The sequence below is a fragment of the Streptomyces sp. NPDC048192 genome (assembly GCF_043202415.1).
Classification (GTDB): domain Bacteria; phylum Actinomycetota; class Actinomycetes; order Streptomycetales; family Streptomycetaceae; genus Streptomyces.
This window is the reverse complement of the sequence record NZ_JBIDAL010000007.1, coordinates 275229-289482: the sequence shown is the minus strand read 5'-3', so window position 1 is coordinate 289482 and position 14254 is coordinate 275229. Positions and strand designations below refer to the sequence as shown.

At 74.0% G+C, this 14254-nt stretch carries 13 protein-coding genes and 2 pseudogenes; 5 read left to right on the top strand and 10 right to left on the bottom strand.

The annotated features are described in order from the left end of the window. Window positions 1-103: 103 nt before the first annotated feature. Window positions 104-991 carry an amidohydrolase family protein gene (locus tag ACGFZN_RS17110; protein ID WP_393859265.1) on the top strand — a complete coding sequence of 296 codons (888 nt, stop codon included), beginning with the start codon at window positions 104-106 and terminating at the stop codon, window positions 989-991. A 55-nt stretch (window positions 992-1046) separates the two neighbouring features. Here the strand turns inward: ACGFZN_RS17110 and ACGFZN_RS17105 are convergent, their stop codons facing one another. Beyond that, window positions 1047-3263, bottom strand: coding sequence for a SpoIIE family protein phosphatase (locus ACGFZN_RS17105; protein WP_393859264.1), 2217 nt, complete (start codon window positions 3261-3263; stop codon window positions 1047-1049). 123 nt (window positions 3264-3386) lie between these two features. Between ACGFZN_RS17105 and ACGFZN_RS17100 the strand changes: the two genes are divergently transcribed. The 3 genes from ACGFZN_RS17100 to ACGFZN_RS17090 all read left to right on the top strand — a co-directional run bounded on the left by ACGFZN_RS17100 (window position 3387) and on the right by ACGFZN_RS17090 (window position 5973). After that, the gene (locus ACGFZN_RS17100; RefSeq protein ID WP_393859263.1) at window positions 3387-3980 is read left to right on the top strand and encodes a DinB family protein; all 594 of its coding nucleotides are present in this window, start codon (window positions 3387-3389) and stop codon (window positions 3978-3980) included. 56 nt (window positions 3981-4036) lie between these two features. Then, entirely contained in the window at window positions 4037-5224 is a 1188-nt protein-coding gene (locus ACGFZN_RS17095) for a permease (RefSeq protein ID WP_393859262.1), read from the top strand. 194 nt (window positions 5225-5418) lie between these two features. Then, window positions 5419-5973 (top strand): DoxX family membrane protein, encoded by a 555-nt coding sequence (locus ACGFZN_RS17090; RefSeq protein ID WP_393859261.1) that lies wholly within the window; start codon window positions 5419-5421, stop codon window positions 5971-5973. Between the two features lie 66 nt (window positions 5974-6039). Here the strand turns inward: ACGFZN_RS17090 and ACGFZN_RS17085 are convergent, their stop codons facing one another. From ACGFZN_RS17085 to ACGFZN_RS17055, 7 genes and pseudogenes are all read right to left on the bottom strand, one after another. Continuing rightward, window positions 6040-6717 (bottom strand): DUF4142 domain-containing protein, encoded by a 678-nt coding sequence (locus ACGFZN_RS17085; protein ID WP_393859260.1) that lies wholly within the window; start codon window positions 6715-6717, stop codon window positions 6040-6042. Between the two features lie 267 nt (window positions 6718-6984). Next, window positions 6985-7494, bottom strand: coding sequence for an Hsp20/alpha crystallin family protein (locus tag ACGFZN_RS17080; RefSeq protein WP_393859259.1), 510 nt, complete (start codon window positions 7492-7494; stop codon window positions 6985-6987). Between the two features lie 66 nt (window positions 7495-7560). Next, window positions 7561-8715: a site-2 protease family protein gene (locus ACGFZN_RS17075; protein ID WP_393859258.1), complete on the bottom strand. Its 1155-nt coding sequence runs from the start codon at window positions 8713-8715 to the stop codon at window positions 7561-7563. A 280-nt stretch (window positions 8716-8995) separates the two neighbouring features. Beyond that, window positions 8996-10078, bottom strand: a pseudogene (locus ACGFZN_RS17070) (SpoIIE family protein phosphatase); the annotation flags it as partial. A gap of 45 nt (window positions 10079-10123) precedes the next feature. Then, window positions 10124-10420: pseudogene (locus ACGFZN_RS17065) on the bottom strand (PAS domain-containing protein); the annotation flags it as partial. A gap of 120 nt (window positions 10421-10540) precedes the next feature. Next, window positions 10541-11344: a VOC family protein gene (locus tag ACGFZN_RS17060; RefSeq protein ID WP_393859257.1), complete on the bottom strand. Its 804-nt coding sequence runs from the start codon at window positions 11342-11344 to the stop codon at window positions 10541-10543. Between the two features lie 148 nt (window positions 11345-11492). Beyond that, entirely contained in the window at window positions 11493-12359 is an 867-nt protein-coding gene (locus ACGFZN_RS17055; protein WP_393859256.1) for a hypothetical protein, read from the bottom strand. A 209-nt stretch (window positions 12360-12568) separates the two neighbouring features. Between ACGFZN_RS17055 and ACGFZN_RS17050 the strand changes: the two genes are divergently transcribed. Beyond that, window positions 12569-12871 carry an antibiotic biosynthesis monooxygenase gene (locus ACGFZN_RS17050; protein WP_393859255.1) on the top strand — a complete coding sequence of 101 codons (303 nt, stop codon included), beginning with the start codon at window positions 12569-12571 and terminating at the stop codon, window positions 12869-12871. Window positions 12872-12905: 34 nt separating this feature from the next. Here the strand turns inward: ACGFZN_RS17050 and ACGFZN_RS17045 are convergent, their stop codons facing one another. Further along, window positions 12906-13508 carry a hypothetical protein gene (locus ACGFZN_RS17045; protein WP_393859254.1) on the bottom strand — a complete coding sequence of 201 codons (603 nt, stop codon included), beginning with the start codon at window positions 13506-13508 and terminating at the stop codon, window positions 12906-12908. 60 nt (window positions 13509-13568) lie between these two features. Further along, on the bottom strand, window positions 13569-14033 hold the full coding sequence (locus tag ACGFZN_RS17040; protein WP_393859253.1) for an AAA family ATPase: 465 nt from the start codon (window positions 14031-14033) through the stop codon (window positions 13569-13571). Between the last annotated feature and the right edge of the window lie 221 nt (window positions 14034-14254).

Here is a 14254-nt window from a genome sequence, read left to right as displayed (position 1 = left end):
GGGAGGCGCCGGCCGCCACCGCGGGTCCCGTGACGGATCCCTCACGCCGTCCGTTGCGGAAGGGGCTGGACCCGCCCCGTCCGCAGGTCCGATCGTGGGCGGCATGAACGATCACCGCGACGAGGCCCGTGAGGTCCGGCGTTTCTGGACAGGGCTCGGGCTTCCCGGGCTGGTCGACGTGCACACGCACTTCATGCCCGAGCGTGTCCTGCACAAGGTCTGGGACTACTTCGACGCCAACGGACCGCTGACCGGTGGGCTGCACTGGCCGATCACCTACCGGCACGAGGAGGCCGAACGCACCGCTCTGCTCCGGGAGTTCGGGGTCCGGGCCTTCACCGCCATGCTCTACCCGCACAAGCCCGGCATGGCCCGGTGGCTGAACGGCTGGGCGGCCGGCTTCGCCCACCGCACCCCCGACTGTCTGCACACCGCCACCCTGTACCCCGAGCCCGGCGTCGAGACCTACGTCCGCGAGGCCGTCGAAGCGGGCGCCCGGGTGTTCAAGGCGCACGTCCAGGTGGGGGCGTACGACCCGGCGGACGCGCTTCTCCGGCCGGCCTGGGGGCTGCTCGCCGAGGCGGGGATCCCCGTGGTGATCCACTGCGGTTCCGGGCCGGCGCCGGGCAAGCACACCGGCCCCGAGCCGATCGCCCGCGTACTGGCCCGGCATCCGCGCCTGCGGCTGGTCATCGCTCACCTGGGGATGCCCGAGTACGAGGAGTTCCTCGGCCTCGCCGAGCGGTACGACGAGGTGCGGCTGGACACGACGATGGTGTTCACCGACTTCGCCGAGGCAATGATGCCGTTCCCGCGCCGGGCCCTGCCCCGGCTGGCCGGCCTCGGCGACCGCATCCTGCTGGGCTCCGACTTCCCCAACATCCCCTATCCGTACGCGCACCAGCTCCACGCCCTGGAGCGGCTCGGTCTCGGAGACGACTGGCTCCGGGCCGTGTGCCACGACAACGGGGCCCGGTTGTTCGGACGGTGAGGGAGCAGGGTGTGGTGTCGCCGCCGGTCGCGTTCCGGCGGCGGCGTTCCACGGGTCACAGCTCCGCGTGCAGGGCGAGCGGCTCCGCCGGTCCGGCGGCAGCGACGGAGTCGTCCAGTTCGGCCCAGACCGTCTTGCCGTGGCGGGCGTGGCGGGTTCCCCAGTGCCGGGCGAGCTGGGCCACCAGGAGCAGTCCGCGTCCGCCTTCGTCGAAGACGCGGGCCCGGCGCAGATGCGGGGTGGTGCTGCTGTCGTCGGACACCTCGCACAGGAGGGTGCGGTCGTGGATCAGACGCAGCCGGATGGGCGGCCGGCCGTAGCGGATGGCGTTGGTGACCAGCTCGCTGACCACCAGTTCGGCGGTGAAGTCCAGCTCCTCCAGGCCCCAGGCCGCCAGCTGCCGGGAGACGCGCGAGCGGGCCCGGGAGACCGCGCTGGGATCGGCCTCCAGCTCCCAGGTGACCACCTGACGGTCGTCGAGGCTGTGGGTGCGGGCCAGGAGGAGCGCCACGTCGTCGTCCGGCCGGTCCGGCAGCAGGGTGTCGAGCACGTTGTCGCAGGTGGTTTCGAGGGAGTCGCAGCGCTGGGCGAGGGCGTGGCGCAGTTTGTCGAGGCCGGCCTCGATGTCGTCGCCGTGGGCGGCGAGCAGGCCGTCGGTGTACAGGGCGAGGAGGCTGCCGTCGGGCAGGTCCACCTCCGCCGCCTCGAAGGGCAGGCCGCCCAGGCCCAGCGGCGGGCCGGGCGGCAGGTCGAGGATGTCGACGGCGCCGTCGCGGGACACCAGGGCGGGCAGGATGTGCCCGGCGCGGGCGAGGGTGCAGCGGTGGGACACGGGGTCGTAGACGGCGTACAGGCATGTGGCGCCGATGTCCTGGTGGCCGTTGCCCTCCGGTGCCTCGTCCCGCCCGCACAGCCCGTCGCACCCGCCGTCCGCGGCGGCCTCGGCGGACAGGCGGATGACGATGTCGTCGAGGTGGGTGAGCAGTTCGTCGGGCGGCAGGTCGATGTCGGCGAGGGTGTGCACCGCGGTGCGCAGCCGGCCCATGGTGGCGGCGGCGTGGATGCCGTGTCCGACGACGTCGCCCACCACCAGGGCGACCCGGGCCCCGGACAACGGGATGACGTCGTACCAGTCGCCGCCCACGCCCAGCTCGGCGGCGGCCGGGAGATAGCGGCACGCGACCTCCACGGCGGACTGCCCCGGCGTGTACCGCGGGAGAAGGTCGCGCTGCAGGGCGAGCGCGGTGGCACGCATGTGCGTGTAGCGCAGCGCGTTGTCGATGGCGACCGCCGCTCGGGCGGCGATGTCCTGCAGGAAGAGCAGATCCCCGTCGTCGAAGCGCTCGGGGGTGCGGTGCCGGAAGAACTGGGCGACGCCCAGGATGGCTCCGCGGGTGCGCAGCGGCACCACCAGGCAGGAGTGGACAGGTGCCTCGACGGCGAGACACGGGTCCGTGGCCGGCGGCCGGCTGTCCGCGGAGGCCTCGGGGTGGTGCCGGGACGGCTGCCCCGTGGTCAGCGCCTGGTCCTGAGCGGATCCGAGCGGGTAGGTGTGCAGCTCGTGCCAGGCGACGGCCGGCTGCGGCGCCTCGTCGCCCGCCGTGCTCCGGGCGATCCGGCGCAGCAGGCGCACGCCCCTGCCCGGGGTGCCGCGTTCCCGGAGCACGGAGTCGAGCAGGTCGACGGTGGCGGTGTCGGCGATCTCCTCGGTGGCGAAGTCGGCCAGCTCCTGGGCGGTGCGGACGGTGTCGAGGGTGGTCCCGATGCGTACGCTCGCCTCGTTCACGGCCGACAGCGTCCGGCGCAGCCGGCGACCGTACTCCTCCTGGAAGGCGGCGACGCCCCGCTCGGAGGTGCGGTCCACGTAGTCGGTCGCCACCTCCATCAGCCTGCGTGCCGCCTCGCTGACCAGCCGGGGGTCGTCCGTCAGCCGGGGCAGCTCCGCGAGCAGCCGGTCGACGACGACGCCCTGCCCCAGGCGGAAGGCCCGCAGCATGGCGGTGACCGGCTTCGCGTGCCGGGCCAGCCGGCGCGCCCGGACCACTTCGCCGGCCGGCGGTTCGAGCCCGGCGCCGTCCGGTCCGCGTGCGAGGGCGTGCAGCACGGTGGCGACGTGCTCGGCGATGTTCTGCGAGGCCATGACGTCCGGGTCTTCCCACAGCTCGGGAACGTCCCGCCGCACGGCCTGCTCGACCTCTTGCGTCAGTGCGTCCACCTTCGGGCTGAGCTCTTGGGCCGCACGGCTCAGAAGACTGTCCGCGGTGAAGTCCACGTCTATGACGTTACGCCGCGCAGGCGCTCGCGCATGCCGGTGCGGGTGACCAGCGGGCCGTACGGCACGCCGGGGAGCCGGGTGGGGTTGAGCCCGCGGGCGGCGCATGACAGGCTCATGCCCATGATCGGCGATGGCGAGAAGGAGTCCCTGCACAGCGGTCTGCGGGCGCTGCGCGAGGACATGCTCGGCAAGCTGGACGGGCTGGGCGAGTACGACGTCCGGCGCCCGCTGACCGCGACGGGCACCAACCTTCTCGGCCTGGTGAAGCACCTGTCGGTGTGGGAAGCCAGGTACTTCGGCGAGGTTTTCGGCCGGCCGTTCCCCGAGCCGCTGCACCCGTGGGACGACGCCGGGGCGCGCGACGCCGACATGTGGGCGGCCGCGCACGAGACGCGGGAGGAGGTCGTCGGCCACTACCGGCGGGCGGCGCGGCACTCGGACGCGACGATCGCCGCCCTCGCCCTCGACTCCCCCGGTCATGTGCCCTGGTGGCCAAGGCCCGGCGTGAGGCTGTTCGACGTCCTGGTCCACATGCTCACCGAGACCAGCCGGCACGCCGGACACGCGGACATCCTGCGGGAGCAGCTCGACGGCCGGACGGGGGCGGCAGCCGGGTCCGTGCCGGATGAGCACGACGCGGCTCTCCGGCAGGCCCGGCGCGCGACGATCGAGCGAGCGGCCCGCGCCGCGGCCACTGGGCAACAATACCCCTAGGGGGTATAGACTGGGGGCTTGTCCACGCCGGCCCACGGCGAAGGGGGTGTGCAGACATGCACGCGCTCGGCCACGCGCTGTCCATCGCCGGATCGATGACCTGGGAGATCACCTGGGCGCTGATCCTCGGCTTCACCCTGTCCGCCGTCGTCCAGGCCGTGGTGCGCCGTGAGACGGTCGCCCGGCTGCTGGGGGACGACCGGCCCCGCACGCTCGCCCTGTCCGCGGGGCTCGGCGCCGCCTCGTCGTCCTGCTCGTACGCGGCGGTCGCGCTCGCCCGCTCGCTGTTCCGGAAGGGGGCGGACTTCACGGCGGCGATGGCCTTCGAGATCGCCTCGACCAACCTGGTGATCGAACTGGGCGTGATCCTGGCGCTGTTGATGGGGTGGCAGTTCACCGCCGCGGAGTTCGTCGGCGGCCCCGTGATGATCGTGGTCCTCGCGGTGCTGTTCCGGCTCCTCCTGCGGCAGCGGCTGCTGCGGCAGGCGCGGGAGCAGGCCGAGCGGGGGCTCGCCGGGTCGATGGAGGGTCACGCGGCGATGGACATGTCCGTGCGCGGCGAGGGCGGGTTCCTGCGCCGGCTGCTCTCCCGCGACGGCCTCACCTCCGTGGCGCACATCTTCGTCATGGAGTGGGCGGCGATCCTGCGCGACCTGGTGGCGGGACTGCTGATCGCCGGGGCGATCGCCGCCTGGGTGCCGGACGACTTCTGGCGCGGCTTCTTCCTGGCGGATCACCCGCTCGCGGCCAGACTGATCGGCCCGCTGGTCGGACCGCTGGTGGCGATCGCCACGTTCGTCTGCTCGATCGGCAACGTGCCGCTGGCCGTGGTGCTGTGGAAGGGCGGCATCAGCTTCGGCGGCGTCATCGCCTTCATCTACGCCGACCTGCTGATCCTGCCGATCCTGAACATCTACCGGAAGTACTACGGCGCCCGGACGGCCGCGTTCCTGCTGGGCACGTTCTTCACGGCGACGGCGGTGGCCGGCTACGTCGTGGAGTTCGCCTTCGGGGGGCTGGGCCTCGTCCCGGACCAGGCCACCGCGAAGATCCCCGAGGGCGGCGTCGGCTGGAACTACACGACCTGGCTCGACATCGCCTTCCTGATCCTCGCCGCGGCCCTCGTCGTCCGGTTCCTGCGCACCGGCGGCCCGGCGATGCTGCGGACGATGGGCGGCTCACCGGATCACGGGGAGCACGGCCACGACCACGCACACGCCCGTGACGGACACGGCCCCTCCTGAAGCGGACGTACGCCGCCGGCCGTCCGACGTGTGCGGCCGGCCGCCCGACATGCGGGGCCACTGCGGCTGCGGAAGTATCGGTAGGGGCGCTGGGCGCCCGACCGACGCGCCGGCGCCTCCCGGCGGCGGATGGGCCGATGCCTTTCGAGGCCGGCCGTCGACGCCTGTTCCGGCGTACCTACCGGAGTTTTCCCATGGCGAAGCGCAACACGGAAGGGCCTTCGACCTTCACACGGCAGCCGACCCAGCGGGCGCCCGCGGAGCGGGTGACCGCCGGTGACTTCGGTCTGCTGCTCCTCAGGCTGACGTTCGGGCTGCTGATGGCCGGACACGGCTCACAGAAGCTCTTCGGACTCTTCGGAGGCCGGGGCCTGACGGCCACCGGCAGGGGCTTCGAGTCCCTGGGTTATCGCCCCGGGAAGGTCTACGCGGTGATCGGCGGGCTGTCGGAGTTCCTCGGAGGCCTGGGCCTGGCCGTCGGGCTGCTCACGCCGCTCGCGGCCGCCGCCCTGATCGGCGTGATGATCAACGCGATGGCGACCGTCACCGGCGCCCACGGCCTGTGGGAGACGGACGGCGGCGTGGAGTACAGCGTCGGGATCGCCGTCGTCGCCTTGGCGGTCGCCGCGGTCGGCCCCGGCCGGCTGGCGCTCGACCGGTTCTTCCCCTGGGGCACCGGCGGCTGGCCGGAAGCCGCCTGCGCCCTCGGTGTGGGAGGCGCCGCGGCGGCGATCACGCTGGCCCTGTGAACACCGTGCGGACGGGGCACCACCCGCCCGGCCTGCCGCCCGCACGGCCTCACCGGGTGCGGGGGGTCAACGCCCCGTGGTCGCCCGGCGCCTGGAGCGCAGGTACCAGGCCGCGGCCACGGCGGACAGCCCGCCGCCCGCGCCGAGGGCCGCCACGCCCATGGAGCTGCCGCCCTCGGCGGTACCGGTGGCGACACCGGCGTGCACGGCCGTGGACGCGCCGGGCTTGTGGCAGGTTCCGCCGCTCACCATGTCCAGGTGCATCCTGACCACGGGCCGCGCGGCCTTGGCGGCGGCGACGGCCGCGGAGTCGGAGCCGCTGGAGATCTCCCGGTCGATCATGGCCAGCGTCTTGGTGTGCGCGGCGGACTGCAGCTTCAGCCACGCCGCGTCGTACCCGGAGGTGCCCGCCTTGCCCTGTACGGCGGCGAGCGCCTGGCGCTGCTCGGCGGTCGGACCGCTGGGCAGCGAGACGTTCAGCTTGCGCGCCAGCGCCCGGACGTCCGAGTCGAGCTTGGTGTGGTCGGTGACGAACTTCGCGGCGACCTGGCGCACACAGTCGGTGGTGGCGTGGTTCGCCGCGTCCTTGCCCGCGGCGATCTCCGCGAGGTTGCCCTGGTGGGCGGCGCGCAGGAACGACGTGTCCTGCGTGCTCGGGCCGGCGGCGAACGCGGGCGCGGCCGCCGGCATGACGCCGCATATCGCCGTCAGGGTGAGCGCGGCCGAGGTCCTTGTCCGGTGCATCAGGGGGTGCTCCTTCCGACCAGTGCGCGGACGACGCCCCGCGCCGGTCCAGCTCGGAATGCGGGCGACCGGTGCGGTGCCCGACCTCGCATCCCTTCCACGGATCCCGCCCGACGAAGGCGACACGCCGCCTTGTCACCCGATCGGCACGGATAATCACCCCTTCGGCCGGTAGGAGTTGACCCACAGGGAGTAGGTGTTCCCGCCCGCCGGCGGGGTCCCCGCCCCGCCCCGGAACCGACCGGGTGTGGTCCGGCCGGGCGCGCCTCACTCCCCCGGCGTGTTCTCGATACGGCGGTGCCCGGCGGTCCGCGCCTTGGGAATCCGGATGGTCAGCACCCCGTCCTGGAGAGTGGCCTCGAAGTGTTCGCCGTCGGCCTCGCCGGGCAGCATCATCCGGTACGCGAAGCGGCCCGCGGGCCTCATGGCCCGGTGGAGGGTGCCGGTCCGCTCCCGTCGGCCGGTCTCGCCGCTGACGATCAGCTCGCGGTCGCGCAGCTCGATGTCGATGTCCTGCCGCTTCGCGCCGGGCAGGTCGATCTCGATCAGATAGGCGTCGTCCGTCTCGGAGAAGTCGGCCGGCGGCGCCCAGGGCATGCCCGCGGCCGCGGGCGACCAGGGCGCGCCCGGGGTGGCGGGTGCGCTGCCGGACACGGACTCCAGCAGCGACCCCATGCGGTGGACCAGGTCGGCGAACTCGGCCAGCGGGTCCCTCATCCAGCCGGGGAACGGCCGTTCGGCGAGCCTGCCGGAGGGGCGTCGTACAGGCGGAGTCATGTCGGTGCGCCTCCTTGTGCCGGTGTCCCGGGGCCGTCGGCGCCGGGTGCTCGCCCGGCGTCGGCGTCAGGGCGCCGTTCTCAGGCCCGCGCCCGGTGGCGCCGCGGAGGAGAGCCAGGTGAGGACGCGGCTGACGTCCGAGCTGCTGACGATCCCCACGAGGCGGCCGTCCGTCAGCACCAGAGCGCGGCGCGCCGGGCTGCTGTCCAGGGCCGGCAGGAGCTGGACCAGGGGGTCGTCGGGGCCGGCGGCCGGGACGTCGCCGGCCGGGACCATGACGGTGTCGACCGTGGCCGAGCCCCGGTCCTGCGCCGGCACCCGTCCCGCGCTCCGGACGCTGACCAGCCCGAGCGGACGGCCCGTCTCGTCGGTGACCGGGAAGGCGGAGTGCCGGTAGCGCCACGGCGGGCCGCCGAGGAAGTCCCGGACGGTCGTGCCGGCCGGAACGGTCACGGGGTCCGCGGTCATGGCCTGCCGGACCGGCACGGAGCGCAGCAGCTCGCGCAGACCGGCCTGGCTGCCCTCCATCGTCGCCATGGCCACCATGAACCAGCCGATCAGCATCAGCCACAGACCGCCCCCGAACCCGCCGCGCAGGACTTCGTACAGCCCGACGGCCACCAGGATCCAGCCCAGGACGCGTCCGGCGCCGGTGGCGACCGCGGTGGCGCGCAGGCGGTTGCCGGTGCGCCACCACACCAGTGCCCGCAGCAGCCGGCCTCCGTCGAGGGGCGCGGCGGGCAGCACGTTGAACACCGCCAGCAGGACGTTGATGCCGGCGAGCCAGCCCAGCGCCTCCACCAGCAGCACCGGGCCGCGCAGTGCGTGGGCCCACCAGGCGACCAGGACGAACCCGCCGCCCAGCAGCAGGCTGACCAGCGGCCCGACTCCCGCGATGCGCAGTTCCGCCACCGGGGTGGGCGCCTCGCTGTGCAGGCGTGCCGCCCCGCCCAGCAGCCACAGCGTGATCTCGTCACCGGCGACGCCGTGGCGGCGGGCCACCAGCATGTGGCTGATCTCGTGGGCCAGCAGGGACAGCAGGAACACCACGGCGGTCGCCAGGCCCGTCAGCCAGTAGGCCCAGGCCGGCTCGCCCGGGTGGGCGTGCGGAAGGCGCCCCTGGGACAGTCCGAAGGCGATCAGGACGAAGATGATCAGGACGCTCCAGTGAACGCCGACGCGGATGCCGGCGATCCGGCCGAGTGTGAAGGTCGCGCCCACGGCCGCCACCTCCTTCGTGCCCCGGGTACCCACCGGGCCGGGTGAGTACGTGACCGGCGGGCGCCGGCCGCGGTCAGCGTCCCCCGGTGCCGCGCGGCGTCGGCCGCCGTGCCGGACCCGCGTGGGACCCGGTGGGCCGGGTGCGGGTCTCGTGCCCGGCGGGGCGGGCGGCCGGGCCGGCGGCGTCGGTGCGCCGGTCGTTCTTCGGCGCCGGTGCACGGCCGTCCGCGGCGAGGGCGCCCGTCGACGGAGCAGGGGGCGGCCGCAGCCGCTCGTGCAGCGGCGGTGGCTGTTCGGCCCAGATGGTCTTGCCGTCGGGCGTGTGCCGGGTGCCCCAGCGCTCGGCGAGCTGGCCCACCAGGTACAGGCCGCGCCCGCCCTCGTCCAGTTCGCGGGCCCGGCGCAGGTGCGGGGTCGTACTGCTGGCGTCGGAGACCTCGCAGATCAGGGCGGCGTCGTGGATCAGTCGCAGCTGGATCGGCGGGCGGGCGTGGCGGATGGCGTTGGTGACCAGCTCGCTGACGATCAGCTCGGTGGTGGCGCTGGCCTCCTGCAGTCCCCAGGCGGTGAGCTGGCCGGCGGCCTGCCGGCGTGCGTCGACGACCACGGCCGGATCGGCCGGCAGGTTCCACGAGGCCACATGGGAGTCGCCCATGATGTGGGTGCGCGCGACGAGCAGGGCGGCGTCGTCGTCGGGCCGGCCGGGCAGCAGCGCCTCGACGAGCCGGTCGCAGGTCGCCTCCAGCGAGGGCCCGGGCCGGGACAGGACGTCCAGCAGGGCCCGCTGTCCGGATCCGATGTCCCGGTGGCGGGTCTCGACCAGGCCGTCGGTGAACAGCACGAGCAGGCTGTCCTCGGGCACCCCGGTCTCGGCGGCCTCGAACGGCAGGCCGCCCACGCCCAGCGGCGGCCCCGGCACCACGCTCAGGAAGCGCGCGCTGCCGTCGGGGGTGACGAGCGCCGGGGCGGGATGGCCCGCGCTGGCCATGGTGCAGTGCCCGGAGACCGGGTCGTAGACGGCGTAGAGGCAGGTGGCGCCGACCTCGCCGGCCGACTCGATGCCCTCTTCGACCTCTTCGAGGATGAGGTCGTCGAGCTGGGTCAGCAGCTCGTCGGGGGAGAGATCCACGTCGGCGAGGGTACGGACGGCGGTACGCAGCCGGCCCATGGCCGCCGAGGCGTGGATGCCGTGGCCCACCACGTCGCCGACGACCAGGGCGACCCGGGCGCCGGAGAGCGGGATGACGTCGAACCAGTCGCCGCCCACGCCTGCCTGGAGGCCGGCGGGCAGATACCGGGTGCCCGTCTCCACGGCCAGCTGGGTCCTCCTGTGGTGCGGGAGCAGGCTGCGCTGCAGGACCAGGTCGGCGCCGTCGTCCTCCCGCGGCGGCTCGGCCTGGAGGAACCACTGGACGTGTTGTTCGGCGTCCATCAGCGGGCAGGCCCGCACCTCGGCGTCCACCTGACGCCCGTCGCGGTCGCGCAGCGCGACCCGGCCTGCCCAGGCCTGCCGCCTGGTGCCGCACTTCCTGGCCGCGTCGGGCAGGCGGGCGGCGAGGAGATCCGCCGCCGGGCGCCCCACGACCTCCGCGGGCGTGTATCCAAGCAGGAGCCGGGCGCCGCGGCTCCAGGCGGTCACGACGCCCTGCGCGTCGACGGCCGCGACGGCCGTGTCCGTCACCTGCGCAGTGCCCTGTGTACGCATCACTCTCAGTTCCGCACCTGTCCGGGGGCGGTGACCTCTTCACATGACAGCACCGGGGGGCGGGCGGGCATTCCCGTGCGGCGCCCCGCGCGCCGAACAGTCCGGGGTCCGGGCGGGGTTTCAGCGCAGCCGGCGTGAGGTCACCGTGAACTGGGCGCCGTCGGGGTCGCGCAGCACGGCTTCGTCCTCGCCCTCGTGCAGGACGCTGCCGCCGTGGTGCTCCGCGGCCCGGGCGCACGGTTCCACCTCGGGTACGGCGAAATGGACCTGCCAGTGGGGCCGGACCGAAGGGTCGGGCGGTGCCTCCACCGCGCCCGACTCGATGCGGGCCACGATGTCGCCCTGATGGCGCAGCAGCACCCCGCCGCCCGCGTACTCGACCTCGCAGCAGCCGGGGAGGCCCGACGCCCAGTCGAGGACCTGGCCGTAGAAGATGGCGGCGTCGAAGGCGTCACGGGTGTGGAGGGTGATGAACGTGGATCCCGCCTGCCGCCATGCCTCCCACTCGGTGACGAGCTGGCCCTGCCAGACCCCGAAGGTGGCCCCGTCGCGGTCCGCGACCAGCGCGGCTCTTCCGGGCGGGAAGGAGATCGGCCCCACCGCCACGGTCCCGCTGCGCTCGCGGACGCGGGACACCGCCTGGTCGGCGTTGGTCACCGCGAAGTACGGCGTCCAGGCCACGGCCATCTGCCACATGCCGGCGACCTCGGCGATCCCCGCGACGGGTACGTCGCCCGCCAGCGCGGTGCGGAACCGGTCGCCCAGCCGGGCAGAGCGCCAGCGCCAGCCCATGACGGCCCCGTAGAACTCCTGGGTCACCTCCAGGGCGCGGCTGCCGAGGCTCACCCAGCAGGGAGCGCCGAACACGGACGGCGTGCAGACGAGGTCCGCCGCGTCCGGTGAGTGTGTCGTGTCCTGGTTCATGGCCATCGCGCCCTGGTCTCGTACCCGGCAGCCACCGCTCTGACTGACTCCAGTGTCCATTCAGAGTTCCCGGACCGCACGCCACCTGCGCAAGCCGGGCGTGTCCGGTCCGGCGGACGCGCCCCGCCGCAAAAGTCGCCTCGGGCTCTCACGGTGTACCGGGCCGGGACTCGTAGTGCAGGCTGTGGAAACGGCCGCTCTCCTCCCGCCCGGCGGGGTCGTGGCCCAGCGCCCGTACCGCCGTGACCGCGAACTCCCGCTCCCGTTCGTCGGTGAAGCGCCGCTGGGGGTAGGTGCGGGAGGCGTCGAGCGTGGTGCGCAGTCCGTGCGCGGCCAGGGCGTCGACGACCGGCTGGTACGACACCGTCCGCAGGACGAACGCGCTGACCCAGACGGGTCGCCGGGCGCCGTCCAGCAGTGCGGTGAAGGTGCGGGCGGTGACGTAGCTGCCTCCGCCGGTCAGCGTGACGAGGCCGACGTCGGCGAGGGCGTCTCTCAGCGCCGGGCCGGGCGGCCCCTGTTCCAGGTCGTCGGTGAAGGCGGCGTCCAGCAGACCGACCTCGAGTGCGTACCGCACGGCGGGGGCGGCGACGTCCAGGCCGAACACGGGCACCGCGTCGGGCCGGCGCCGCTCGGCGTAGAACTCCCTGTCCTGCTCGGCGAGCCGGGCCGTGGACAGCTCCTGCCGGGCGGGCGAGGTGTAGCGCCCGTACAGGTCGGCCAGGGTGATGTCGTGGTTGAGGAGCGCGGCGTTGATGCCGTACGAGCAGCACACGTCCAGCACGGCCGGCCTGCCGGGGTGGCCGTCGTCGAGTGCGGCCCGTTCGGCGGCGGCGCGGCGGAAGACCGGCTGGGCGTGGTGCGGGATCTCGTACTCCAGCGGGGCCAGCCGCCGGAAGTAGGTGCGGGGGTCCGGCCGGTCGTAGATCTCGTCGAACCGCGCCTTGCCGCCCGCCACGCCCGCGGAGCCCCCTGTGCCCGACCCGGACATGCCGTACACCTCCTCGCGGCGCACATGTGTGTCTCCATCATGTGCCCGATCCGGGCCTGTCGGTGCCTTCGCCACACCCGGGAGCGCACGGGCGCACACTGTCGCTCCGGGCCTGCGGGCGTGCACATGTCTCGCCGCAGCGGCGCGGTCGCCGCCCGGCGGGATCCGGGCCGGGGACCTACGGTGGTCCAAAGGCACCGACGAGCCGAGCCGCCGTAACGGAGGAGGCCGTGATGGAGGAGCACTTCGTCTGGGTGACGACTCGCCGCATTCGGCCGGGCGCCCTGGAGGACTTCGAGAAGGCGTGGCGGCCGGGCGCCCCTCCGCAGGGCATGCACCGCGCCTACGCCTACTGGTCCGAGGACGGCCAGGAGGTCACCGGGGTGTCGTTCTGGGACTCCCGGGAGTCGTGCGACGCCTGGCGCGCCTCCGGGCCGGAGGAACAGCGGCGTGCCGCCATGGCCCCGTACGTCGTGGAGGAGCGGGAGGGCTTCTACCGCGGCCGGGAGCTCGCCGTTCCCAGCGGCTCCGGCTGAGTGCCCGGCGCCCGCCGGTGCCCCTGCCACGGCCTCACAGGTCCGTGTGTTCCGCCTCGCCGGTGAGGAACCGGTCGAGCTGCTCGGCCTGCCGGAACGCCGACGTGCGGGCACCCTCCGGGGCGAGCGCCGCCTGCAGCCGGTCGATGACGTCCGGGCGAGGTGAGTGCTCGACCTCGTCGCGCAGCGCGGCGGCCTCCGCCTCGACCTCGTGCACCGCGTCCGCGAGCCGGGCCAGTGCCTCGGGTGGCGCCGCCGAGCGCAGCCGTGGCAGGACGGCGGTCTCGAACTGCTCGCCGTGCCGGTGGACCGTGGTGATGAGGTGCCGGACCAGTGGTTCGAACGGGCCGCTGCCGGTGTCGGTGTACTCGAGGTCCTTCATGGTCTCCTCGGCGCGGACCAGGTCCGTCGCCTGCTGCCGTACGAGCCGGTCGCCACCGGGCACATACCGGCGCACCGTGCTGTGCAGCCGGCGGTCGGCCACGGCCATGTCGCAGGCCAGGGCGAGGGCTGCGCGCTTCAGGCACGTCCTGCGCCTCGGGTCGCCGGTCGGGAGCCTCAGGGTCTCCGTGAGGATCCGTTCCGTCTCGCGCTGCGGCCGGGTCAGGGCGGTGGTGATGTCTGTGCCGTGTGCCATGTCCGTGCTCCCTGAACGACTTCCGCGTACCCCGGCGCACCGAAGAAACCCCCTCGTACATCAGCCGCGCACCTCGAAGCCCCCTCGGCCGTCGAACCGCACCTCGCGCACCGCGTCGAACCCGTCCGCCGCCGTCGGTTCGCGCAGGCGCTTCAGCGTGGCCAGGACGCCGACGTCCGGGACGCGCTCCCGGCCCTCGCGGGCCGCGTTGCGCCGCAGCGAGCCGGTCACGTCCGGCGGGAACCAGTACGCGGTCGCCGTCGCCCCGTGGGCGTGGGCCGCCTCCACCAGCGGGCGCCACTCCTCGGGTGAGGGGTTGGTGTTGTCCACCGCCACCGGCCTGCCGGCCGCGAGGTGCTCGGCGACGAGCCGCATCTGCCGCTGCTGCCTGTGCCTGGCGCCCCGCGGGAACAGGTCCTTGCTGACCAGCGCGTACCGGTCGGACAGACACCGCTCGTAGAACGTGGACTTCCCGGACGCCTGCAGCCCGACCAGCACGACCAGATCCACCACTCCAGTGGCCATGCACGCCACGATGTCACGCGACCGGCGCACGGGCGACGGCGCGTGAACGGCCCGCTCCGCCGTGCTGACGGACGCGGCTGCGGGGACCGGCTGCCGGGTGACGTCCGGCGCCCGCGCCCGTTTAGCGGCAATCTGGTACGAAAGCACCGAGAAGGGCCATGCGGCGTACGGCCGCTTCCCGCCCTCGCATCGTGGGAGCACTTCTGATGAAACGTCGTGAG